Genomic DNA, 21,117 nt, shown 5'->3' with positions numbered 1-21,117 from the left:
GCGCAGGACCGCACGCAATCCGAACAAGACGACAGGGAGTATTCGATGACCTATCAGGACAAGGTGCGCGCCGACGTGCATCCCGCCGCGCTCATGTACGCCGAAGAGGAGAAGTCCGGCCGCCTCAGCCGGCGCGAGTTCCTCACCCGCGCCACCGCCCTCGGCCTCGCCGCGCCGATGGCCTACGGCCTGATCGGCGTACCGACCCCGGCACGCGCCCAGGAGGACAAGCCGATGGGCGGCACCCTCCGGATGGAGATGGAGACCCGGGCGCTCAAGGATCCCCGCGTCGCCGACTGGAGCCAGATCGCCAACGTCTATCGCGGCTGGCTGGAATACCTCGTCCAGTACGAGCGCGACGGCTCCCTCACCCCGATGCTGCTGGAAAGCTGGGAGGCGAACGAGGACGCGACGCAGTTCACCCTGAACGTCCGGCAGGGCGTCACCTGGAACAACGGCGACCCCTTCACGGCCGAGGACGTCGTTTACAACATTACCCGCTGGTGCGACGGCACGGTCGAGGGCAACTCGATGGCGGGCCGCATGGCCGCGCTGGTCGATCCCGATACCAACCAGCTGCGCGAAGGGGCGATCGAGACGGTCGACGACCACACGATCGTCCTGAACCTCAGCGCGCCGGACATCGCGATCATCGTCAACACCGCCGACTACCCGGCGGCGCTGGTGCACCCGTCCTATTCCGGGGGCGACCCCTCCGAAAATCCGGTCGGCACCGGCCCCTACATCCCCGAGGAGGTCGAGATCGGCGTGCGCGTCACGCTGGTGAAGAACCCCGACCACCAATGGTGGGGGACCGAGGTGTTCGGCGGCCCGTACCTCGACCGGATCGAGTACATCGACTACGGCACCGATCCCGCCGCCGTCGTCTCGGCCGTGGAATCCGGCGAGATCGACATCACCTACCAGTCGGTCGGCGACTTCATCGAGATCTTCAACGCCCTCGGCTGGACCGAGTCCGAGGTGGTGACCGCCTCTACGATCACCGTCCGCTTCAACCAGGCGAACGCGCCCTACGACAACGTCGACGTGCGCCGCGCGCTGCAGATGGCGGTCTCGAACGACATCGTCCTCGAGCTCGGCTACAATGACCGCGGGGTCGTCGCCGAGAACCACCACGTCTGCCCGATCCACCCCGAATACGCGGACATCGGCCCGGCGGAGTACGATCCCGAAGCGGCGCTGGAGCTGCTGACCTCGGCCGGCCACGCCGAGACCGAGTTCGAGCTGATCTCGATCGACGATGCCTGGCAGGCGACCAGCTGCGACGCTGTGGCGGCCCAACTGCGCGACGCGGGGGTGAACATCACCCGCACAGTGCTGCCTGGCTCCACCTTCTGGAACGACTGGCTGACCTACCCGTTCTCGGCGACCGAGTGGAACATGCGCCCGCTCGGCGTGCAGATCATGAACCTCGCCTACAAGTCCGGCGTGGCCTGGAACGAGACCGCCTACAGCAACCCCGACTTCGACGCGGCGCTGGCCGAGGCCGGCTCCATCGCCGACGCCGACGCCCGGCGCGAGGTGATGGCGCGGATGGAGGAGATGCTGCGCGCGGACGGCGTGGTGATCCAGCCCTACTGGCGCTCGCTCTACCGTCACTACCGGGCGGAGGTGATGGGCGCCGAGATGCATCCCACCTTCGAGCACCACCACTACAAGTGGGCGATCCAGGCCTGATCGCCTGAGCCCCGCCGGGCCGCGTCGTCGCGGTCCGGCGGGGCGCCGAACGACGGGAACACCGGGGCCGGACGGCCGGCAACAGGGGCACGGGAATGCTGCGATTCATCGCCGGCCGCATCCTGACGATGCTGCTGACGGCCTTGTGCCTGACCTTCGTCGTGTTCTTCCTGACGAACCTCGGCCCCAACCTCGAGAAGGTGGCCAAGTCCGAGATCGGCGTGCGGATCTCGGACGCCGAGGTCGAGAGCTGGCTGGCCCGCAACGGCTACGCCCAGCCGGTCCTCGTCCGCTACGGCGAGTGGCTCGGCGTGCTGCCCGGCTGGACCGGCGAGGCGGCGGACGGAACGCCCACGGGTCGCTGCGTGGCGCAGGACCAGTCGCTGGAGGAGGCCGACCGCTTCTGCGGCATCCTGCAGGGAGACTGGGGCTATTCCACCGTCTTCCGCGCCCCGGTGAGCGAGATCATCGCCCGCTCGCTCGCCCTGACGGGCAAGCTCATGTTCTGGGTGATGGCGGTGATGGTGCCCGGCGCCCTCCTCCTCGGCGTTCTGGCGGGCATGCGCGAGGGCTCGCGCCTCGACCGCTCGCTCTCGACCTTCGCGATCACCACGACGGCGACGCCGGAATACGTCTCGGGCGTCGTCTTCATCGCCGTCTTCGCCTCGACCGCCGTCGGCCTGCGCTGGTTCAACGGCTCGGCCACCTCGGCGATGGAGGACATCACCTTCGTCAACTTCACCCTGCCGGTGATGACGATCGCGCTCTACGGCATGGGCTACATCGCCCGGATGACCCGCGCGTCGATGGCCGAGGTCATGACGGCCCAGTACATCCGCACCGCCCGGCTCAAGGGCGTGCGCTTCCGCGACATCGTCCTGCGGCACGCGCTGAGGAACGCCCTGATCGCGCCCTTCACGGTCATCATGCTGCAGTTCCCGTGGCTGCTGAACGGCGTCGTCATCGTGGAGACCCTGTTCAACTACAAGGGCTTCGGCTGGACGCTGGTGCAGGCCGCCGGCAACAACGACATCGAGCTGCTGCTCGGCGTGTCGGTCGTGTCCGTCTTCGTCGTCTTGGTGACGCAGCTGATCTCGGACATCGGCTACGTCTACCTCAACCCCCGCATCCGCATCAGCTGAGGGAAGCTCCATGGACGCGCTCACCTGGACCGGATCGCTCGGCACCGTGCTCAACCCGCTCCTGTGGGTCTCGGTGGCGCTGCTCCTCCTCGCCGTGGCGGGCCAGGTCCTCGCCTCGCTCCTGCCCGCGCCGCAGATGCGGCCCCGTCCGGACGGAACGCTCGTCGCGACGACGGGCCTGCGGGGCCTCGCCGACACGGCCGGCCGCTTCGCCCTGCTCGCGCTCCTCGCCGTGCTGCTGGCCTACATCGTGGCGGGCGCGCTCATGCCCTACGGGTCCGCCGGCATCGTCGGCGCGGTGGCGCGCCGCTTCGCGCCGGTCTGGATCTCGCTCGCCCTCGTCTTCGCGCTCTCCATCCACTTCCGCCGCCGGCTCGGCCTGTTCGGCCGGCTCTTCGACTCCACCATCGGCATGATCGGCTTCGGCCTCGTCCTGTTCTGGGTCTTCACCGCGCTCTACTTCACCGCCTTCGGCTGGATCGCGACCCACGACCCGCTGTCGCAGCTGTCCGGTATGAAGAACGTCCTGCCCGGAGAGCCGGTCGCGATGGCGCCCGAGGGCGCCTGGCCGCACTACCTGCTCGGCGGCGACAATCTCGCCCGCGACGTCTTCAGCCGGATGGTCGCGGGGTCGGCCATCGTGGTGCTGATCGCGCCGCTGGCCACGCTCTTCGCCTTCATGGTGGGGATCACGCTCGGCCTGCCGGCGGCCTATTTCGGCGGCCGCCTCGACCAGATCCTGTCGTTCCTCGCCAACCTCGTCCTCGCCTTTCCGGTGATCCTGCTGTTCTACCTGCTGGTCACGCCCGAGATCGTGCAGACCGGCATCCCCTCTTTCATGGCGATGGTCCTCTTCGTCTTTCCGATCCTCTTCCTCGCCGTCCTCCTCGATTCCCGCTACCGCACGGACCGCCGCAAGCGCTGGCCGATCCTCGCCGTCACGCTTGCCGTCACCGGCTGGCTCTACCTCTCGCTCGTCAGCCAGCCCGGCACGCCGGTGAACTTCCTCCATCCGGACGTCGACCTCTTCAACATCCCCGGCGGCATCCTCATCGTCTTCGTCTCCGTCGTCTTCGTGAACTCGCCCACCGTCTTCCGCATCGGCCGCGGCCTCGCGCTGGACCTTGCCACGCGCGACTACGTGGCGGCGGCGCAGACGCGGGGCGAGCGGCCCTGGTACATCATGCTGTGGGAGATGCTGCCGAACGCGCGCGGCCCCCTCATCGTCGATTTCTGCCTGCGCATCGGCTACACCACGATCCTCCTCGGCACGCTCGGCTTCTTCGGCCTTGGCCTGCCGCCCGAGAGCCCGGACTGGGGCACCACGATCAACGACGGCCGCCGCTTCCTCTCCATCTACCCGCACGCCGCGATCGTCCCCGCGCTCGCCCTCCTCTCCCTCGTCCTCGGCCTGAACCTCCTCGCCGACGGCCTGCGCGAGGAAAGCCTCAAGGACTGACCCCCTGTCCCCTATCTTGCTTCAAATACCTCCACGGGGGTCCGGGGGTGTGAAACCCCCGGTCCCGCAGCCGCAGCCAGGACCGACCCATGGATGACGCGACCCGGCCGATCCTCGAGATCGACAAGCTCTCGATCAGCTTCTTCACCCGCCTGCGGGAGATCCCGGCCGTCATGGACTTCTCGGCCAAGGTCTTCCCCGGCGAGGCGCTCGGCCTCGTCGGCGAGAGCGGGTGCGGCAAGTCCACGGTCGCGCTCGGCGTGATGCAGGACCTCGGCACCAACGGGCGGATCGTCGGCGGCTCGATCCGCTTCAAGGGCCGCGACCTCGGGCAGATGAGCCAGGCCGAACTGCGCCAGATCCGCGGCAGCCAGATCGCGATGATCTATCAGGAGCCGATGGCCTCGCTGAACCCCGCGATGCGGATCGGCAGGCAGCTGGTCGAGGTGCCGATGATCCACGAGGGGGTCAGCGAGACGGAGGCGTGGGCCCGCGCGCTGGAGGTCGTGTCCGACGTCCGCCTGCCCGACCCCGAACGCATCCTGCGCTCCTACCCGCACCAGCTGTCCGGCGGCCAGCAGCAGCGGATCGTCATCGCGATGGCGCTGATGTCCAAGCCCGCGCTCCTGATCCTCGACGAGCCGACGACGGCGCTCGACGTGACCGTCGAGGCGGCGGTGGTCGATCTGGTGAAGGATCTCGGCAAGAAGTACGGCACCTCGATGCTGTTCATCAGCCACAACCTCGGGCTGGTGCTCGAGACCTGCGACCGGATCTGCGTGATGTATTCCGGCGAGGCGGTGGAGCGGGGCTCCATCGAGGACGTGTTCGACCGGATGCGCCACCCCTACACGCAGGCCCTGTTCCGCTCGATCCCGCTGCCCGGCGCGGACAAGACCGCGAAACCTCTGGTCGCGATCCCCGGCAACTTCCCCCTGCCCCACGAGCGCCCGCCGGGCTGCAATTTCGGGCCGCGCTGCGACTACTTCGTCAAGGGCCGCTGCGACGCCCGCGACATCCCGATGCTGCCGGTGGAGGGCGACGAGCGGCACGAGAGCCGGTGCATCAGGTTCGACGAGATCGACTGGGCGGCCGAACCGCAGGGTATCACCGCCAAGGGCAAGACGCGGCCGGGCGAGCCGGTGCTGCGGATCGAGTCCTTGCGCAAGTACTACGAGACGGCCGCCAACGCCCTCTTCGGCTCGGGCGAGACGAAGGTGGTGAAGGCGAACGAGGACATCGGCTTCGAGGCGCGCGAGAGCGAGACGCTCGCCATCGTCGGCGAGAGCGGCTGCGGCAAGTCGACGTTCGCCAAGGTGCTGCTAGGGCTGGAGACCGCGTCGGGCGGCAAGATCGTCCTCGACAACCGCGAAATCCAGGACACCGCGATCAACAAACGCGACACCCAGACCGTCGCCGACGTGCAGATGGTGTTCCAGAACCCCTTCGACACGCTGAACCCCTCCATGACCGTGGGCCGCCAGATCATGCGCGCGCTGGAGGTGTTCGGCGTCGGCAACGGCGACGCCGAGAGGCGGGAGCGGATGCTCACCCTCCTCGACCTCGTGAAGCTGCCCCGCGCCTTCGCCGAGCGGATGCCGCGGCAGCTGTCCGGCGGGCAGAAGCAGCGCGTCGGCATCGCCCGCGCCTTCGCAGGCGGCGCGCGGATCGTGGTCGCGGACGAACCGGTCAGCGCGCTCGACGTCAGCGTGCAGGCCGCGGTGACCGACCTGCTGATGGAGATCCAGCGCGAGCAGAAGACGACGCTGCTCTTCATCAGCCACGACCTGTCGATCGTGCGCTACCTCGCCGACCGCGTCCTCGTCATGTATCTCGGCCACGTGGTCGAGATCGGCACCACCGACCAGGTCTTCGCCCCGCCCTACCACCCCTACACCGAGGCGCTGCTGTCGGCCGTCCCGATCGCCGACACCCGCGTCGAGAAGAAGCACATCGTGCTGGAGGGCGAGATCCCGTCGGCGATGAACCCGCCGCCCGGCTGCCCGTTCCAGACCCGCTGCCGCTGGAAGAGCCATGTGCCGGGCAACAAGTGCGAGACCGAGCTGCCCCCCTTCCGCACCCTCGGCGACGGCCACCATGCGCTGTGCTGGCTGACAGACGAACAGCTCGCGACGATGGAGCCGGTCATCAAGGTGGCGGCCGAATAGCATGGCCCTGACATCGGCGGGCCCGGCGGCCCGCGTCATGGCGGTCTTCGCGCTGCATGCGACGCTGGTGGCGAGCCTGTTCCTGCGGCTGCCCGAGGTGCAGCTGCGCCTCGGCCTCAGCGAGGCGGTCTACGGCCTCGTCCTCCTTGCCATGCCGATCGGCGTCGTCGCCGGCTCCATGCTGGTCCCGGCGCTGGTGGAGCGGTGGGGCCCGCGGCGCGTCCTGACGGTCGCGCTGCCGCTCGCGACCGCGCTGCAGATTCCCGCCGCCTTCGCCGTCTCCGCGCCGACGCTGGGCGCGGCGCTGCTGGCCTTCGGATTCGTCTTCGGCATCGTCAACGTCACCGAGAACATTGAGGCGGATCGGGTCGAGGTAGCGTCCGGCGCGCGGATCATGAACCGCTGTCACGGCTGGTGGGCGCTCGGCTTCCTCGCCGCCTCCCTCGCCGCGACGGGCCTCGTCGCCGTCGGGCTGGCGCCGGTCTGGCAGTTTGCGGGCCATGCGGCGCTTATGGCCGCCGCCACGCCGCTCGTCCTGAACGGCCTGCCCGAGAGCCGGGCCCGCACCGCCACCGGCCCCGCCCGCCGCTTCGCGCTGCCGGGGCGCGGGACGATCAGGATCGGGCTCTTCGCGCTCGCCAGCCTCGTGATCGAGGGGATCATGCGCAATTGGTCGGTCATCCACCTGCGCGACACGCTGGGTGCAGCGGAGTGGGTGGCGACGCTGGCGCTGCCGGCGGTCGTGGCGACGCAGACGCTGGGCCGGTTCCTCGGCGACGGCTGGGTGATCCGCCACGGCGTGACGCGGACGCTGCGCTGGACGTCGGTCCTGCTGCTCGCCGGGATGGTCGGCTTCGCCCTGGCCGGGCACGTCGTGCCGGCGCTGGTCTCGTGCCTGCTGATCGGGGTCGGGATCGCGGTGGTCCAGCCGCAGGGCTTCGCCGCCGCCGCTCGCGACGGCGCGCGGCCCGCGGCCGAGAGCGTCGCCGCCTTCGCGACCTTCGGCACGCTGGTCGGCTTCATGAGCCCGCCGCTCTTCGGCGGCGTCGTCGAGGCGCTGGGCTTCCCCGTCGCCTTCGCCCTGCTGGTCCCGCTTCCGGTCCTCGCGATCCTGTTCGCGAACCGGCTGGAGCCGTGATCCCTACTCGCCCCAGATGGCGCGGACGTAGTTCTGCGTCTCGGCGTAGGGCGGAATGCCGCCGTACTGGCTGACCGCGCCGGGGCCGGCATTGTAGGCGGCGAGCGCGAGGCGCCAGTTGCCGAACGCACGGTACTGCGCGGCAAGGTAGCGGGCCCCGCCCTCGAGGTTCTGCGCCGGGTCGTGCGGATCGACGCCGAGGACCTGCGCCGTGCCCGGCATCAGCTGCGCCAGCCCGATCGCGCCCTTGTTCGACAAAGCCCGCGCGTTCCACCCGCTCTCCTGCTGCACGAGGCGCAGGAACAGGTCGGGCGGGATGCCGTGCCGCTCGGCCGCGGCGCGGGCGATCGCGAGGTAGGGACCGGAATAGGCGCCGGTGAAGACGACGGCGACATCCGCCGCCGCGCCCGACCCGATCAGCGGCTCGGCGCGGGGTGGCTGCAGCCGGGCGGAATTCTCGTACTGGGTGGCCGCCCGCCCATCCAGCACCCGCAGCTGCGAGGCGAAGGTGCTCGCGCGGTTCATCGTCGACACGGTGTCGGCCGCGGCCGGTGCGGCGGCCAGTGCCGCCAGCAGCGCCAGTGCGCCTGTGGTGCGACGCGCCCACGCGCCTTCGGTGCGATAGGACATCGGCCCTCCTGCCCCTCTCCAAAACCCGGCGCACCGTACCCCAGAACAGGCGATCTGGCCAGCGCTCAGGCCACCCCCTCGGCCACCTGACCGGCACCGCCGTGGCAGAGCAGCGAGACGCACACCGGGTCCCGTGGGGGAAGGATCCGCAGCAGGCCTGTTCTCACAGGTCCTCATCGCCTTCTCGGTGGGGCCTCGCAGCGCGGCGGTCGCCGGGACATCCACGTTCCTGGACCGCCCTCGCAGGCCCTTTCGGCGAGAACCCGCTCCAGCCCTTCGTGAGGGCCCGACGTGATCCTCGGCCCGCGCTCGCGGCCTGCCGAACAGGAGCGCCGACGATGTGCCGGGTCCATCCGAGCCGGCCCTTCAGGTCGGTTTAGCCTTCCATTAACCATGGCCGGGTGATGTAAGCGTCGGGAAACGACGGCCCGGATTCGAGACGAGGGGAACAGATGGCAGGCTCGGTGAACAAGGTGATCCTGATCGGCAATCTCGGCCGCGACCCCGAGACGCGGACGTTCCAGAACGGCGGCAAGGTCTGCAACCTGCGCATCGCCACGTCCGAGAACTGGAAGGACCGCAACACCGGCGAGCGGCGCGAGAAGACCGAGTGGCACTCGGTCGCGATCTTCTCAGAAGGGCTCGTCCGGGTGGCGGAGCAGTTCCTGCGCAAGGGATCGAAGGTCTACATCGAGGGCAAGCTCGAGACCCGCAAGTGGCAGGACCAGTCCGGCCAGGACCGCTACTCGACCGAGGTCGTGCTGCGCGGCTTCGGCGACACGCTGACGATGCTGGACGGTCGCGGTGAAGGCGGCGGCGGTGGCGGCGGCTACGACGACCGCGGCTCGCCCGGCGGCGGCTACGGTGGCGGCTACGACGATCGCGGCGGACCGGGCGGCGGCGGTGGTGGCGGCGGCGGTGGCCGCGGCAGCGATTTCGACGACGAGATCCCGTTCTAGCCGGTCTCCCCGGTCGAGGACCGCGACCGTGCTGCCGCGTGGCGGCACGGCCCCTTTGCGCCCGCCCGGCGCTCCGCTATAGGCGAGGACCGGACGAAGACAGGCAGCGACCATGACCGACAAAGACCGCCCGCAGCTCTACCTGATCTCCCCGCCCGAGATCGAGCTGGCGCAGTTCCCGGACCAGCTCGCCGCCTGCCTCGACGCGCTGCCGGTGGCCTGCGTCCGGCTCGCCCTCGCCGGGCACGACGAGGAGCGGATCGCCCGCGCCGCCGACGCGGTGCGCGAGGTGACCGAGCCGCGCGAGGTCGCGCTGGTGCTGGAGCGGCACGTCCTTCTCGCCCGCGCCCACGGCCTCGACGGCGTGCATCTGACGGATGGGTCCCGGTCTGTGCGCGCGGTGCGGAGAGAGCTCGGAGACGATGCCATCGTCGGCGCCTTCTGCGGCCAGTCGCGCCACGACGGGCTGACCGCGGCCGAGCTGAACGCCGACTACGTCGCCTTCGGCCCGGTGGGCGTCAGCCCGCTCGGCGACGGCAAGCGGGCCGAGGCGGACCTGTTCGAATGGTGGTCGGAGATGATCGAGGTGCCGGTCGTCGCCGAGGGCGCGCTCGACGAGACGACCGTCCGGGCGCTCGCGCCCTGGACCGACTTCTTCGGCATCGGCGACGAGATCTGGCGGATGGACGACCCGGCCGCCGCGCTCAGGACACTGGCGGCCGCGATGGGCTGAGGTCCGCCTCGAGCCCCGCCCGCACCGTCCCTTCCAGCCGCGATGCCAGCGCCTTGCGGTCCCCTTCCGGCGGCACCGGCGGGTGGAACGTGACCGTCACCCCTCCCGGCGCCCGGGCCGCCAGCACCGAAGCGAGGTGCGGGGCCAGCGCCATGTCTCCCCACCAGCCATAGAACGCCGCCGGCTCTCCCTTGGGCGCCGTCCAGGCCACGCTGACGGGCTGCAGCCACGCCGGAGACGGGCCGAGGAACGCGGCGAAGAGCGTCGGCTTGAACGGCAGCACGCGCCGGCCGTCGGAGGACGTGCCCTCGGGAAAGAACAGCAGGCGGTGGCCCGCGGCCAGCCGGGCGCGCAGGTCCGCCACCTGCGCCGCCGCCGCGCGCCGCTCCCGCCGCACGAACACGGTCCCCGTCGCCCGCGCCAGCCAGCCGATCCCGCCCCAGCCCGCCACCTCTTCCTTGGCGACGAAGTAGAGCGGCGCCGGCGCGTTGAGCGCGAAGATGTCGAGCCACGAGGAATGGTTGGCGACCATCGCGCCCGCGCCGTCCATCGGCCGCCCCCGGACGGTGAGCCGGATCCGCATCAGCCGCAGCGCTGCGCGGCAGACGGCGCAGGTGATGTGCGGCGTCCAGGGGCGCCGCGGGCCGTGAAGCGGTCGCTCGACCAGCCGGACCAGGAGGTGCAGGCCGAGGCCGCCGAACACGACCGCGCCGACCGCCGCCCCGCGCAGGAGGATCCGTCCCCGGTCCTGGGCCGCAAGTGGCCGGCGCGCCGGCGGCGGCGCCCCGCGCCAGGTCGGACTCACGCGCGCGCGGCGTCGAGGAGCGCGCGCTGGCGGACCGGCGCGACGCCCGTGTCGAGGATCATCAGGACGTCGGTGGTGTTAAAGGCGGCATCGACGAACGCGCCTTCGCCGACCCGGCCCCCGACCCGCAGGTACGACTTGATGAGCGACGGAGTCGCCAGCATGGCCGCACGCCGGTCGATCCGCGACACCTGCGGAAGAGCCACCGGACGCCGGGTCCGCGCGCGCAGCGCCTCGGGCGCGAGGTGGTCGCGCTGGAGCAGGGCCAGGGGCTGCGCCAGCGCCGAGACATCGGTTCCCGGGAAGGAGGCGGTGCCGAAGAGGATCTCCGTCCCCTCCTCCGCGATCAGCCGGGCCAGCCCGCTCCACAGCCGCCACAGGGCCGGCCCCCCGCGCCAGTCGGGGTGCAGGCAGGTCCGCCCGAGCTCCATGAGCCGGCGTCCGGAGCGGTGAAGCGGCGCGAGGTCGAACTCGCCTTCCGAGTAGAACTGCCCCGCACGCCGCGCGGCGGCAGTGTCCAGCAGGCGATAGGCGCCGACCACGTGCTCGCCCTCGGGCCGGGCCGGATCGACGAGGATCAGCGAGCGGGCGAAAGCGTCGAACCCGTCCCTCTCGCGCCTTGCATCATGGTCGACGAGGGGACCGTCGCCGCCCATCTCCTCGACGAAGACACGGTAGCGCAGCCGCTCCACCGCGAACTGGTCCTGTGGCCCTGCGGCGAGCCGCAGCGTCAGGTCCGGAAGAATGTCGAGCATCTGGGGCGGCCGCCGGGAGTGGATCGTCGCGCCCGGATCTATGAAGACCTTAACGACTTGGCAACCGAACCGGGCTATCCTGTGCCGAAGTGGGGAATTGGTCCCACACCGTGGCGGGTCGTCCCGGTGGCGTCGCGGCTGTCAGGGAGTGACCGGGATGAGGAGGATGCGCGTCGCGTCGATGACCACCTTGCCGGCCTCTTCGAAATTGACGGTCACCCGGCCGCCGATGTTCGATTGCACCTGCCCGCGGCCCCAGTCCGGGCGGTCGGGATGGGTCACGAACACTCCGGGGGTGAGAAAGGCGCTGCTGTCCATGATCCTGGCGGACTCCCGGCGGTGACGCGTCGGGCCGATATCGTCGCCCTGGTCGGCTCCCGCATCTGCCACGACCTAGGTAGCCCCCTCGGTGCCATCGGCAACGGGGTGGAGCTGATGACGCTCGCCGGCGACGGCCCCCCGTCCCCGGAGATGGAGCTGATCGCCCAGAGCATCGAGACGGCCAACGCGATGCTGCGGTTCTTCCGCCTTGCCTTCGGCCGGGCCGCGCCGGGCAGCATGGTCGCCCGGGACGAGATCGCGCAGCTCCTTGCCGCCGCCTCGCGCGGGGGGCGGCTGACCTATTACTGGGCCGTCGATGACCCGCAGGAGCGGGCCGAGGTACGGGCGGTCCTGCTGACGCTCATGTGTTTCGAGAGCGCCCTGCCCCGCGGCGGCGACGTTCACATCCGCCGCCGCGGCCCGCGGTGGGAGATGTGGGCCGAAGGGGACCGACTGGCGGTACGGCAGGACCTGTGGTCCAGCCTGTCCGCTCCGGCCAAGGGCCCGGCCGAGCCCGCTCCAGCCGAGGTCCAGTTCGTGCTCCTGCCCGAGGTTCTGGCAGAGCTTGACCGGACGCTGGCGGTCGACATCGGCGCGAACCGGATCACCGCGGGATTCTAGGGCGGCGAGGCTCCCTGGTCGGACGAACGGCCGGCACGATCAGCGCCGAACCGCGCCGTTGCCCGTCACGAGATACTTGAACGAGGTCAGCTGCTCGGCCCCCACCGGCCCGCGCGCGTGCATCTTGCCCGTCGCGATTCCGATCTCGGCCCCCATGCCGAACTCGCCCCCGTCCGCGAACTGGGTGGAGGCGTTTCGCATCAGAATCGCCGAATCGAGCCGCTGGAAGAAGTACTCGGCCGCCCGGTCGTCCTCGGTCACGATGGCATCGGTGTGGTTGGACCCGTAGGTGCGGATGTGGTCGATCGCCTCGTCGACGCCGTCGACCAGCTTCGCCGCGCAGATCATGTCGAGGAATTCCTCGCCGAAATCCTCGGGCGCGGCCTTCACCGTCCCCGCCACCTTCGCCAGGTCGCCCGCCGCGCGCACCTCGACGCCGGCGTCGCGCAGCGCCTCGATCACCACCGGCCCGTGCTGGGTGTAGAAGCGCCAGTCGATCAGCACGCATTCCATCGCGCCGCAGATGCCCGTCCTCCGGGTCTTGGCGTTGAGGGCGATCTCGACCGCCATCGCGGGGTCGGCGGTGGCGCCGATGTAGAGGTGGCAGATGCCTTCGAGGTGCGCGAACACCGGCACCCGCGCCTCGCGCTGGACGAGGCCGACGAGGCCCTTGCCGCCCCGCGGCACGATCACGTCGATATGCTGCGTCATCCGCAGCATCTCGGCCACCGCCTCGCGGTCGCGGACCGGCACGCGCTGGATCGCCGTCTCGGGCAGGCCGGCCTGTTTCAGTCCGGTGACGAGGCAGTCGTGGATCGCGGCGGAGGAATGGAAGCTCTCGGACCCGCCGCGCAGGATCGCGGCGTTGCCGGATTTCAGGCAGAGGGCGCCGGCGTCGGCGGTGACGTTCGGGCGGCTCTCGTAGATCACCCCGACCACGCCGAGCGGCGTGCTGACGCGCCGGATGTGCAGGCCCGACGGCATGTCCCACTCCGCCAGCGTCCGGCCCACCGGGTCGCGCTGTTCCGCTACGGCGCGCAGGCCGTCGGCCATGGCGCGCACGCGGGCCTCGTCCAGCGTGAGGCGATCCATCATGGCGGGCGTCAGGCCCTTCTCCTCGCCGTAGACGAGATCCTCGCAGTTGGCGTCGAGGATGGCCTGGCGGTTGTCCATGATCGCGTAGGCCGCGCTCTGCAGCGCCGCGACCTTGCGGTCCTCGGCGGCGAAGGCGAGTTCGGCCGCGGCGGCGCGGGCCTTGGCGCCGATGTCGGCCATCAGCGCGGGAATGTCGGTGTGGTCCTTCATGGGCGTACCTCCGCCGCCCGTCCTAGACCCAATCGCCGTCCGTGGAAACGGCTTCCGACATCGCCGCCTGCACCGCCGCCAGCATCGGCGCATCGAAGTCCGGTTCGGGCCTCCAGGTCCGCGAGGCGCCCGCCAGCACGACCGCCCAGGCGAGCAGGCGCGCGGTCGGACGGCCGAGGCCATGTCCCAGCGCGCGGGCCAGCGCCAGCGCACGGGCCGGGTCGAGGGCGAGGTCGGGACGCCCCTCGGGATTGCGGAACAGGTTCGCGGTCTCGAAGTCGGGGTCGCCGATCAGGCCCTTGGGGTCGATGACGCGCCAGCCGTCCGGCGTCTCGAGAACGTTCTCGTGGTGCAGGTCGCCGTGAAGCGGCACCGGCGTCCGCCCCTCGGCGAGAAGGCGTCGGGCCAGCGCCCGCGGCGCCGCGAGGTCGGCAGAGGTGTCCGACAAGAGGCCGGCGATGGAGCGGTCCAGCGGCACGAGTCCGGGTGCTGTCGCGGCCGGAGCGTGCAGTCGCCGCACCAGCGCCGCGAGGCCGGCGGGCGTCTCTGCGTCCCCGTTGCGGCGGACCCGGTCGCCGAGAGGCGGGCCGTCCAGCCACTCCAGCAGCATGGCGTCCTCCGACACGCCGAACAGCCGCGCCGCCCCGTCGCCGTTCCGTCCGGCGAGGTAGGCCGCGCCCGCGATCTCCTCGGCCCCGGCCTCGGTGAGCAGTTTCAGCGCAGCCGGCCCAAAGGGCGAACGGCAGCGGTAGATCCAGCTGCGCGGGGTCTCGGCGTGGAGCGCGAGATCCGTCAGCGACCAGCGCACCGCCGCCTCGGCGGCCCGCGCCGCGGGCGCGGTCACGTCGCCATGTCGTCGCGGTGGATCAGCGCGGCGCGGCCCTTGTAGCCGAGGATCGCCTCGATCTCGGCCGAGCGGCGGCCGCGGATCGCCTTCGCCTCCTCGGCGGTGTAGCGCGCCAGACCGGTGCCGAGGTGCGTGCCCGAGGCGCCGCGGATGGTCACCGGATCGCCCCGGCCGAACCGCCCGGTGACGGCGGTCACGCCCGCGGGCAGGAGGCTCTTGCCCTGCGCCAGAGCCTGCTCGGCCCCGGCATCGACCACCAGCTCGCCCCGCGGCTTCATCGCGGCGATCCAGCGCTTGCGCGCCGCCTGCGGGTCGGTCTGCGGCAGGAACCAGGTGGAGGGCGCGCCGTTCTCCAGCGCCGACAGCGGCCTGTCGGTCGATCCCAGCGTGATCGCCATCGCGCAGCCGGCGTCGGTCGCCACCCGCGCCGCCATCAGCTTGGTCCGCATGCCGCCCTTGCTGACGCCGGAGATGCCCTCGCCCGCCATCGCCTCGATCTCCGGCGTGATCCGCTCCACCACGTCGAAGCGGCGGGCGGCGGGGTCGAGCGCGGGGTTGCCCGAATAGAAGCCGTCGACATCGGACAACAGGACCAGCACGTCGGCGCCGCAGGTCACCGCGACCTGCGCGGCGAGGCGGTCGTTGTCGCCGTAGCGGATCTCGTCGGTCGCGACGGTGTCGTTCTCGTTCACGATGGGCGTGACGCCGAGGGACAGCATCGTCTCCATCGTCGCGCGGCTGTTGAGGTAGCGGCGGCGGTCGGCGCTGTCCTCCAGCGTGACGAGAACCTGCCCGGTGACGATCCCGTGCGGCTGCAGCGCCGCCTCGTAGGCCCGCGCCAGCCGGATCTGCCCCACGGCGGCCGCCGCCTGGCTGTGCTCCAGCGCCAGCTCGCCCGCGGCGAGGCCGAGGACGCCGCGGCCGAGGGCGATGGAGCCGGACGAGACGAGGATCACCTGCGCCCCGCCCGCCCGCAGCCGCGCCACGTCCGCCGCGAGGCCGGACAGCCAGTCCTCGCGCAGGGCGCCGGTCGCGCGGTCCACCAGCAGGGCCGAGCCGATCTTGACGACGATCCGCCGGGCTGCGCCCAGCGTCGGCGTCACGGACGCCACGGCCCGTCCTCCGGCCCGTCCCCGGTCTCGTCCCGCGCTTCGGCCTGTCGCGTGGTCCCGATCCGGGCGCGCAGCGCGCGCAGCACCTCGGTTACGCCCTCGCCGGTGGCGCCGGACATCGGCATGACGGCGTGCCCGATCCCGCGCTCGACCTCCTCCTTGAGGAAGGCGCGCTCCTCCTCGTCGAGGGCGTCGATCTTGTTCAGCGCGACGATCCGCGGCTTGGCGTGCAGGTCGGGCGAATACGCCTCCAGCTCGGTATCGACGGTGCGGAAGTCGCCGACCGGATCGCCGGAGGTGCCGTCGATCAGGTGCAGCAGGACCGCGCACCGCTCCACATGGCCGAGGAAGAGGTCGCCGAGGCCCCTGCCCTCGCTCGCCCCCTCGATCAGGCCCGGAATGTCGGCGATCACGAACTCCGCCCCGTCCACGCCGGCGACGCCGAGGTTGGGGGCGAGCGTGGTGAAAGGGTAGTCGGCGATCTTGGGCCGGGCGTTCGAGACGGCGGCGAGGAAGGTGGACTTGCCCGCGTTCGGCAGGCCGACGAGGCCGGCGTCGGCGATCAGCTTCAGCCGCAGCCAGATCATCCGCTCCACCCCCGGCTGCCCGGGGTTGGCGTTGCGGGGCGCTTGGTTGGTCGAGGTCTTGAAATGCGCGTTGCCGAAGCCGCCGTTGCCGCCGCGGGCGAGGACGACGCGCTGGCCGACCTGAGTGAGGTCGGCGATGAGCGTCTCCTCGTCCTCGTCGAGGATCTCGGTGCCGACCGGAACCTTGAGGACGATGTCGTCACCGCTGGCGCCGGTGCGGTTGGCGCCCTGCCCCGCCCGGCCGTTCTGGGCGAAGAAATGCTGCTGGTAGCGGAAGTCGATGAGGGTGTTCAGTCCCTCGACCGCCTCGGCGATCACGTCGCCGCCGTCGCCGCCGTCGCCGCCGTTGGGCCCCCCGAACTCGATGAACTTCTCGCGCCGGAACGACACGCAGCCGTTGCCGCCCGCGCCCGAGCGGATGGTGACCTTGGCGAGATCGAGGAACTTCATGGCGCGCGTCCGTGTGTCAGGCGGGCCGCTTACGCTATTCCGCCGCGTCCCTCAAGCGGCGCCACGCCTCGGGCGTCAGGCGGAACATCGGCCGCTCGATATCGGCGCGGCGGGCGGGGAAGTAGGTGACGGAATGGCCGTCGGCGACGAAGCCGAGCTTTTCCAGCAGGTGCCGCGAGCGGGCGTTGTCCGGGTGGATGCCCGCCTCGACCGCCGCGCCGCCCCCGGCGAAGTGGTGGTCGAGGAGCGCGGTCGTCGCCTCGGTGGCGTAACCTCGCCCCCAGGCGCCGCGGCGCAGCCAGTAGCCGAATTCCACTCCGAGCCCGACGGTGCCGAGGAACCCGCCGTCCGCCAGCGTGATCGCCCACACGCCGGCACCGCCTGCACGCACGTCGGCGATGAACTGGCGCGCGTCGGCGAGGCGGTAGGGATAGGGCGGCCCCGACAGCCAGCGGATCACGTCCCAGTCGTCGAGCGCGGTCGCGAGCGCGTCGGCGTCCCCCCGCTGCAGCGGGCGCAGGACCAGCCGCGCGGTAGTGAGGGTCGGCACGGTCATCGTCCCGCCTCCCACCGCGCGCGGGTCAGGCGGTGCCGGTGCAGCAGGACCGGCAGCCGCCGCGCCTTCGACCGCTCGTACCGGGTCGACCAGTGGACGAACCCGGCGCGGGCCAGAACCCGCGCCGAGGCCGGGTTGTCGGCCCACGTCGTCGCCCGGATCTCGGGCCAGTCCCAGGACGCGAAGGCGAAGCCGATCGCGGCGTCCACCGCCGCGCGGGCGATGCCGCGGCCCCGGTCCGCGAGGTCGAACATGTAGCCGATCTCGCGCCGGGTGACGCCGACCGATCCGACGAGGCGTCCACCCTCGAACACGCCCCAGACGAAGCCCTCGCCGCCCTCGTAGGGCTTCGAGCGGCTTTCGGTGAAGGCGCGGTCCGGCGGCCAGGGCCATCCGCCGAGCTGGCGGACCACCGCCCAGTCGGAGCCGATCTCGTGCAGGCGCGGAGCGTCCGCCGGGCCCAGCGGCCGGTAAGTCAGGACCGGCTGGCCGGGCGCGGCGGGCGCGCTCATTTCCGCGGTTTGAGCAGGTACGTCCAGGTCTGGACGGTGGCCTTGCGCGACACGGAGTAGGCCTCGGCGTCGCCCAGATACTCGAACCCGCAGCCGGTCAGCACCCGGGCGGAGTTCGGATTGTCCTGGAACACCTCGGCGAAGATCGTGGCCGCGCCGGTCGGGTTCGCCTCGACCAGCGCGCGCACCGCCTCGGACGCGACGCCGGTGTTCCAGAAGGCCGGCGCGACCCAGTAGCCGATCTCGGACTGGCCGCGCTCCATCTTCTGCAGGGACACGACGCCCATGATCTCGGACGCTCCGTGGGCGGAGCCGTCGATGATCCACACGTCCTCGCGCCGGTCGGGCGACAGGGCCTGGCGGATGAACGCCTCGACCGCGCCGGGCGGCAGGGGGTGCGGGATCGAGCGGGTCATCTTAGCCACGCGTTCGTCCGAGGCATAGAGCTCGATCAGCCCCTGGTCAGAGCGCCGGGGCGGGCGCAGCACGAACCGCTCGGCCGGGATTGCCGGCTGGTCCGTGACGGTATCGATCAGCATCGAGGTTCCTCCTCCGAAACCTGCCACCCCCCGGCCGCGTCCCCCTACGCGGCGAATGGTGCAAATATATGTCGTGGCGCAGAAAATGCGAAGGGGACCGGCGATCCCGCCGGTCCCCCTGTCTCGCCCCGAAAGGCCGGGTTACTCGGCGGCGTCGGCCTCGGGGAGCACGGAAATGAACGTGCGGCCCTTGAGTCCCTTGCGGAAGCTCACGCGGCCCTCGGTCATCGCGAAGATCGTGTGATCCTTGCCGATGCCCACGCCCTCGCCCGGCCACATCTTGGTGCCGCGCTGACGCATGATGATGTTGCCGGGGATGACGTACTCGCCCCCGAACTTCTTGACGCCGAGGCGCCGGCCGGCGCTGTCGCGCCCGTTGCGGGAGGAACCGCCTGCTTTCTTGTGTGCCATGGGGTGTTACTCCTTCTCGGCGGCCAGTTGCTTGGCCTGGTCGATCCAGCCTTCACGCTCGATCCGGCCCTTGAACGACAGCTTCTCGTCCATCTCGGCGACGTCGGCCTCGGTCCAGCCGGCGATCTGGGCGAAGGAGGTGACGCCGGCGGCGTGCAGCTTCTTCTCCAGCGCGGGGCCGACGCCCGACAGCTTCTTGAGGTCGTCCGACCCGCCCTGCGGCGCGGCTTCGTCCTTCTGCTTCGGCGCGTCCGTCTTGCTGGCCGAGACCGAGGCCTCGCCCTTCTTCGGCGCGGCCTTGGCCGGGGCCGACGACGTGGTGGCGTCGCGCGGCGCCATCGCGGCGCCGATCGCGGCCTTCACGCCGCTCTTGTCGGCGCCGTCGGCGAGGATGTCGGTGATCCGCACCAGCGTCAGCTGCTGACGGTGGCCCTTCGTGCGCTTGGAGCCGTGCTTGCGGCGGCGCTTGACGAAGTGGATGACCTTCTCTGCCTTGATCTGGTCGATCACGGTGGCCTGCACGCCCGCACCGGCGACGAGCGGAGAGCCGATCGTGTCGCCCACCATCAGGATGTCGTTGAACTGGACGGTGTCGCCCGCGTCGGCGGCCAGCTTCTCGACCCTCAGGACATCGCCCGAGGTGACCCGATACTGCTTGCCGCCGGTCTTGAGAACCGCAAACATGCGTCTTTCCTTCGTATACCGCGTCCCTCGGCCCCGCCTCGTGGCGGCGTTCACGGGGCCGGTCGGCCCGCCGTCGGACAGCGCGCCCCGCCAGGAGCGATCGTTGCCATGCTGTCCCGGCCCCGCCGGTCGTCGGCGGAAAGGCGCGGGAAACCCTGCGGTGCGCCGGGGCGCCCTTGCCGGGATGCGGGCTTATCTGCGCCTATCCCCCTCAAGTCAACCCCCGCCGCACAGCCGATGGAGCGCCTCCTGATGACAGTCCCCGCCCGCCTCGCCGCCCTTGTCCTTCTGGCGATTCCCGCCTGCGCCCCCGGCGCCGCGCAGGGTCCGGTGGAGGCGATCCGCGGACTGGTGGACCCCGCCCGCAGCGGCGACCGGGCGGCGGTGGAACTGGCGGTGAAGGACAGCTTCCCCGCCATCCTGGCCGAAATCGACGCCGGCGGCGGCCCGGCCCTGACCCGCGCCTACGACGCCGCCGGCGTGCCGGCCGGCGACCGCTCGGCCCGCACGCTGCAGTTGTCCGGGGATCTCGGCCTCTATGCCGACAATCCGGCCGCGCTGTCGCTCGCCATCCAGTCGTTCGGCCGTGCCTAGATGTCCTGCTGGACCATGTACTGCGCGGCGAGACGGCCGAGATCGTGGCTGATCGCCTCGAACGGCGCGTCGAACGCCTCGAACACGGCGCGGTTCAGGGTCTGCCCCGGCTCGGTCTCGGAGAAGGCGGTGTAGGCCTCGAGATCCTCGTCCGAGAGCGGCTGGTAGGCGAGGCCGAGGAAGGAGTAGATCCACTCGGTAGTGGTCTGCCGGATCTCCGGCTCCTGCCCCCAGACGTCGGCGAGGATCTGGTCCTCGGTCAGCTGCGCCGGCAGCGCGCCGCCGTCCATCAGGCCGAGGTAGAAGGCGACGTTGGAGTTCATCGCGCTGACCACGTTGGTCTCGACCAGGTCGTTCGCCTCGACGAACCGCTCCAGTTGCGCGGAGCGCTCGGTCCCGTCGGCCATCGCCAGCGCGGCCGCCTCGCGGGCGGCCTCCTCGACCTCCTCGTCCAGCATCGCCTCGCGCGCCGACAGTTCCAGCGCGACGGCGGTGCGGCCCGCGCCTTCGGTGAAGAACTCGATCATCGGCGCGAGATCCTCGCCCTCCAGCGCCTCGGCGAAGGCCGCACGCACCTCGCGCTCCATCCGCTCAGCGTCGTAGATCGCCGCGACGCCGTCGGACCAGCTGGCCGAGACGGCGCTTTCGAAAAGATCCTCGCCCACCTCGGCGCCGTAGCCGACACCCTCCTGCTGCATGACGCCGAGGACCTCCGGCAGCAGCAGTGCCTCGAAGAGCGCATCGACGTCGCCCTCCGCCTCCTGCGCGGGGGCGGCGAACGGGGCCGCGACGAGCGCGGCGGCGAGGGCGGTCCGGGTGACGGTGATCGCGGACATGGGGATGGCTCCTGACAGATCGGGTCCCCTCCGGCATACGTCCGCCCCGCCCACCTGGAAACCCCGCCACCCCGCGCCGCACGAAGTTGTCAGCCGGGCGTCAGCCGCCCGGCAAAAGGGGCTTGCAGTACCCCCGCCGTCCGGCTAGGTGGCCCACGCGACCGCGGAGAGGTGCCGGAGTGGTCGAACGGGGCGGTCTCGAAAACCGTTGACCCTTCACGGGGTCCCAGGGTTCGAATCCCTGTCTCTCCGCCA

Annotated in this window: 23 protein-coding genes and 1 tRNA gene; 10 read left to right on the top strand and 14 right to left on the bottom strand. The window is 71.2% G+C overall.

Going from position 1 to position 21,117, the window contains the following annotated elements; translation table 11 throughout:
• The first annotated feature begins 45 nt into the window (after nt 1-45).
• From A37W_RS0107650 to A37W_RS0107630, 5 genes are all read left to right on the top strand, one after another.
• Nucleotides 46-1,698 (top strand): ABC transporter substrate-binding protein, encoded by a 1,653-nt coding sequence (locus A37W_RS0107650; RefSeq protein WP_018302441.1) that lies wholly within the window; start codon nt 46-48, stop codon nt 1,696-1,698.
• Nucleotides 1,699-1,793: 95 nt separating this feature from the next.
• The gene (locus tag A37W_RS0107645; protein WP_018302440.1) at nt 1,794-2,840 is read left to right on the top strand and encodes an ABC transporter permease; all 1,047 of its coding nucleotides are present in this window, start codon (nt 1,794-1,796) and stop codon (nt 2,838-2,840) included.
• Nucleotides 2,841-2,850: 10 nt separating this feature from the next.
• Nucleotides 2,851-4,299: an ABC transporter permease gene (locus A37W_RS0107640; protein WP_018302439.1), complete on the top strand. Its 1,449-nt coding sequence runs from the start codon at nt 2,851-2,853 to the stop codon at nt 4,297-4,299.
• 89 nt (nt 4,300-4,388) lie between these two features.
• On the top strand, nt 4,389-6,467 hold the full coding sequence (locus tag A37W_RS0107635; RefSeq protein WP_018302438.1) for a dipeptide ABC transporter ATP-binding protein: 2,079 nt from the start codon (nt 4,389-4,391) through the stop codon (nt 6,465-6,467).
• A 1-nt stretch (nt 6,468) separates the two neighbouring features.
• Nucleotides 6,469-7,605 carry an MFS transporter gene (locus tag A37W_RS0107630; RefSeq protein ID WP_018302437.1) on the top strand — a complete coding sequence of 379 codons (1,137 nt, stop codon included), beginning with the start codon at nt 6,469-6,471 and terminating at the stop codon, nt 7,603-7,605.
• 3 nt (nt 7,606-7,608) lie between these two features.
• On the opposite strand, the gene A37W_RS0107625 is transcribed toward A37W_RS0107630, so the two are convergent.
• Nucleotides 7,609-8,235: a lytic transglycosylase domain-containing protein gene (locus A37W_RS0107625; protein ID WP_018302436.1), complete on the bottom strand. Its 627-nt coding sequence runs from the start codon at nt 8,233-8,235 to the stop codon at nt 7,609-7,611.
• A gap of 452 nt (nt 8,236-8,687) precedes the next feature.
• On the opposite strand from A37W_RS0107625, the gene ssb reads away from it, so the two are divergent.
• Nucleotides 8,688-9,194 carry a single-stranded DNA-binding protein gene (ssb, locus tag A37W_RS0107620; protein ID WP_018302435.1) on the top strand — a complete coding sequence of 169 codons (507 nt, stop codon included), beginning with the start codon at nt 8,688-8,690 and terminating at the stop codon, nt 9,192-9,194.
• A 112-nt stretch (nt 9,195-9,306) separates the two neighbouring features.
• The gene (locus A37W_RS0107615; RefSeq protein ID WP_018302434.1) at nt 9,307-9,927 is read left to right on the top strand and encodes a thiamine phosphate synthase; all 621 of its coding nucleotides are present in this window, start codon (nt 9,307-9,309) and stop codon (nt 9,925-9,927) included.
• Here the strand turns inward: A37W_RS0107615 and olsA are convergent.
• From olsA to A37W_RS0107600, 3 genes are all read right to left on the bottom strand, one after another.
• Nucleotides 9,899-10,732 carry a lyso-ornithine lipid O-acyltransferase gene (gene olsA / locus A37W_RS0107610; protein ID WP_026198355.1) on the bottom strand — a complete coding sequence of 278 codons (834 nt, stop codon included), beginning with the start codon at nt 10,730-10,732 and terminating at the stop codon, nt 9,899-9,901. The genes A37W_RS0107615 and olsA overlap by 29 nt on opposite strands.
• On the bottom strand, nt 10,729-11,487 hold the full coding sequence (locus A37W_RS0107605; RefSeq protein WP_018302432.1) for a GNAT family N-acetyltransferase: 759 nt from the start codon (nt 11,485-11,487) through the stop codon (nt 10,729-10,731). The genes olsA and A37W_RS0107605 overlap by 4 nt, the downstream gene beginning before the upstream one ends.
• A gap of 141 nt (nt 11,488-11,628) precedes the next feature.
• A complete protein-coding gene (locus A37W_RS0107600; protein ID WP_018302431.1) occupies nt 11,629-11,805 on the bottom strand; it encodes a DUF3553 domain-containing protein in 177 nt (58 codons plus the stop codon).
• 21 nt (nt 11,806-11,826) lie between these two features.
• On the opposite strand from A37W_RS0107600, the gene A37W_RS0107595 reads away from it, so the two are divergent.
• Nucleotides 11,827-12,429, top strand: coding sequence for a histidine phosphotransferase family protein (locus A37W_RS0107595; protein ID WP_018302430.1), 603 nt, complete (start codon nt 11,827-11,829; stop codon nt 12,427-12,429).
• Between the two features lie 39 nt (nt 12,430-12,468).
• On the opposite strand, the gene A37W_RS0107590 is transcribed toward A37W_RS0107595, so the two are convergent.
• From A37W_RS0107590 to A37W_RS0107550, 9 genes are all read right to left on the bottom strand, one after another.
• Complete coding sequence (locus A37W_RS0107590; protein ID WP_018302429.1) at nt 12,469-13,734, bottom strand: glutamate-5-semialdehyde dehydrogenase; 1,266 nt, start codon at nt 13,732-13,734, stop codon at nt 12,469-12,471.
• A 22-nt stretch (nt 13,735-13,756) separates the two neighbouring features.
• Entirely contained in the window at nt 13,757-14,578 is an 822-nt protein-coding gene (locus tag A37W_RS21210; protein WP_018302428.1) for an aminoglycoside phosphotransferase family protein, read from the bottom strand.
• A complete protein-coding gene (gene proB, locus A37W_RS0107580; protein WP_040753665.1) occupies nt 14,575-15,684 on the bottom strand; it encodes a glutamate 5-kinase in 1,110 nt (369 codons plus the stop codon). The genes A37W_RS21210 and proB overlap by 4 nt, the downstream gene beginning before the upstream one ends.
• A complete protein-coding gene (obgE, locus tag A37W_RS0107575) occupies nt 15,681-16,730 on the bottom strand; it encodes a GTPase ObgE (RefSeq protein WP_018302426.1) in 1,050 nt (349 codons plus the stop codon). Before obgE ends, proB begins: the two co-directional genes overlap by 4 nt.
• Before the next feature lie 34 nt (nt 16,731-16,764).
• Complete coding sequence (locus A37W_RS21205; RefSeq protein WP_157236473.1) at nt 16,765-17,280, bottom strand: GNAT family N-acetyltransferase; 516 nt, start codon at nt 17,278-17,280, stop codon at nt 16,765-16,767.
• Nucleotides 17,281-17,282: 2 nt separating this feature from the next.
• Nucleotides 17,283-17,798, bottom strand: coding sequence for a GNAT family N-acetyltransferase (locus A37W_RS0107565; RefSeq protein ID WP_018302424.1), 516 nt, complete (start codon nt 17,796-17,798; stop codon nt 17,283-17,285).
• On the bottom strand, nt 17,795-18,337 hold the full coding sequence (locus A37W_RS0107560) for a GNAT family N-acetyltransferase (RefSeq protein ID WP_018302423.1): 543 nt from the start codon (nt 18,335-18,337) through the stop codon (nt 17,795-17,797). The genes A37W_RS0107565 and A37W_RS0107560 overlap by 4 nt, the downstream gene beginning before the upstream one ends.
• Nucleotides 18,338-18,478: 141 nt before the next feature.
• Nucleotides 18,479-18,748: a 50S ribosomal protein L27 gene (gene rpmA / locus A37W_RS0107555; protein WP_018302422.1), complete on the bottom strand. Its 270-nt coding sequence runs from the start codon at nt 18,746-18,748 to the stop codon at nt 18,479-18,481.
• A 6-nt stretch (nt 18,749-18,754) separates the two neighbouring features.
• Complete coding sequence (locus A37W_RS0107550) at nt 18,755-19,432, bottom strand: 50S ribosomal protein L21 (RefSeq protein WP_018302421.1); 678 nt, start codon at nt 19,430-19,432, stop codon at nt 18,755-18,757.
• 252 nt (nt 19,433-19,684) lie between these two features.
• Here A37W_RS0107550 and A37W_RS0107545 point away from each other — a divergent pair, with 252 nt between their 5' ends.
• Nucleotides 19,685-20,026 (top strand): hypothetical protein, encoded by a 342-nt coding sequence (locus tag A37W_RS0107545; RefSeq protein ID WP_040753662.1) that lies wholly within the window; start codon nt 19,685-19,687, stop codon nt 20,024-20,026.
• Here A37W_RS0107545 and A37W_RS0107540 read toward each other — a convergent pair.
• Nucleotides 20,023-20,862 carry a DUF2059 domain-containing protein gene (locus A37W_RS0107540; protein WP_018302419.1) on the bottom strand — a complete coding sequence of 280 codons (840 nt, stop codon included), beginning with the start codon at nt 20,860-20,862 and terminating at the stop codon, nt 20,023-20,025. The genes A37W_RS0107545 and A37W_RS0107540 overlap by 4 nt on opposite strands.
• Before the next feature lie 165 nt (nt 20,863-21,027).
• On the opposite strand from A37W_RS0107540, the gene A37W_RS0107535 reads away from it, so the two are divergent.
• Nucleotides 21,028-21,117: transfer RNA gene (locus tag A37W_RS0107535), tRNA-Ser, on the top strand.

Source organism: Wenxinia marina DSM 24838 (assembly GCF_000379485.1).
Lineage (GTDB): Bacteria > Pseudomonadota > Alphaproteobacteria > Rhodobacterales > Rhodobacteraceae > Wenxinia > Wenxinia marina.
Note: the sequence above shows the minus strand (reverse complement) of the source record. Positions and strands in the feature narration are given on the sequence as shown.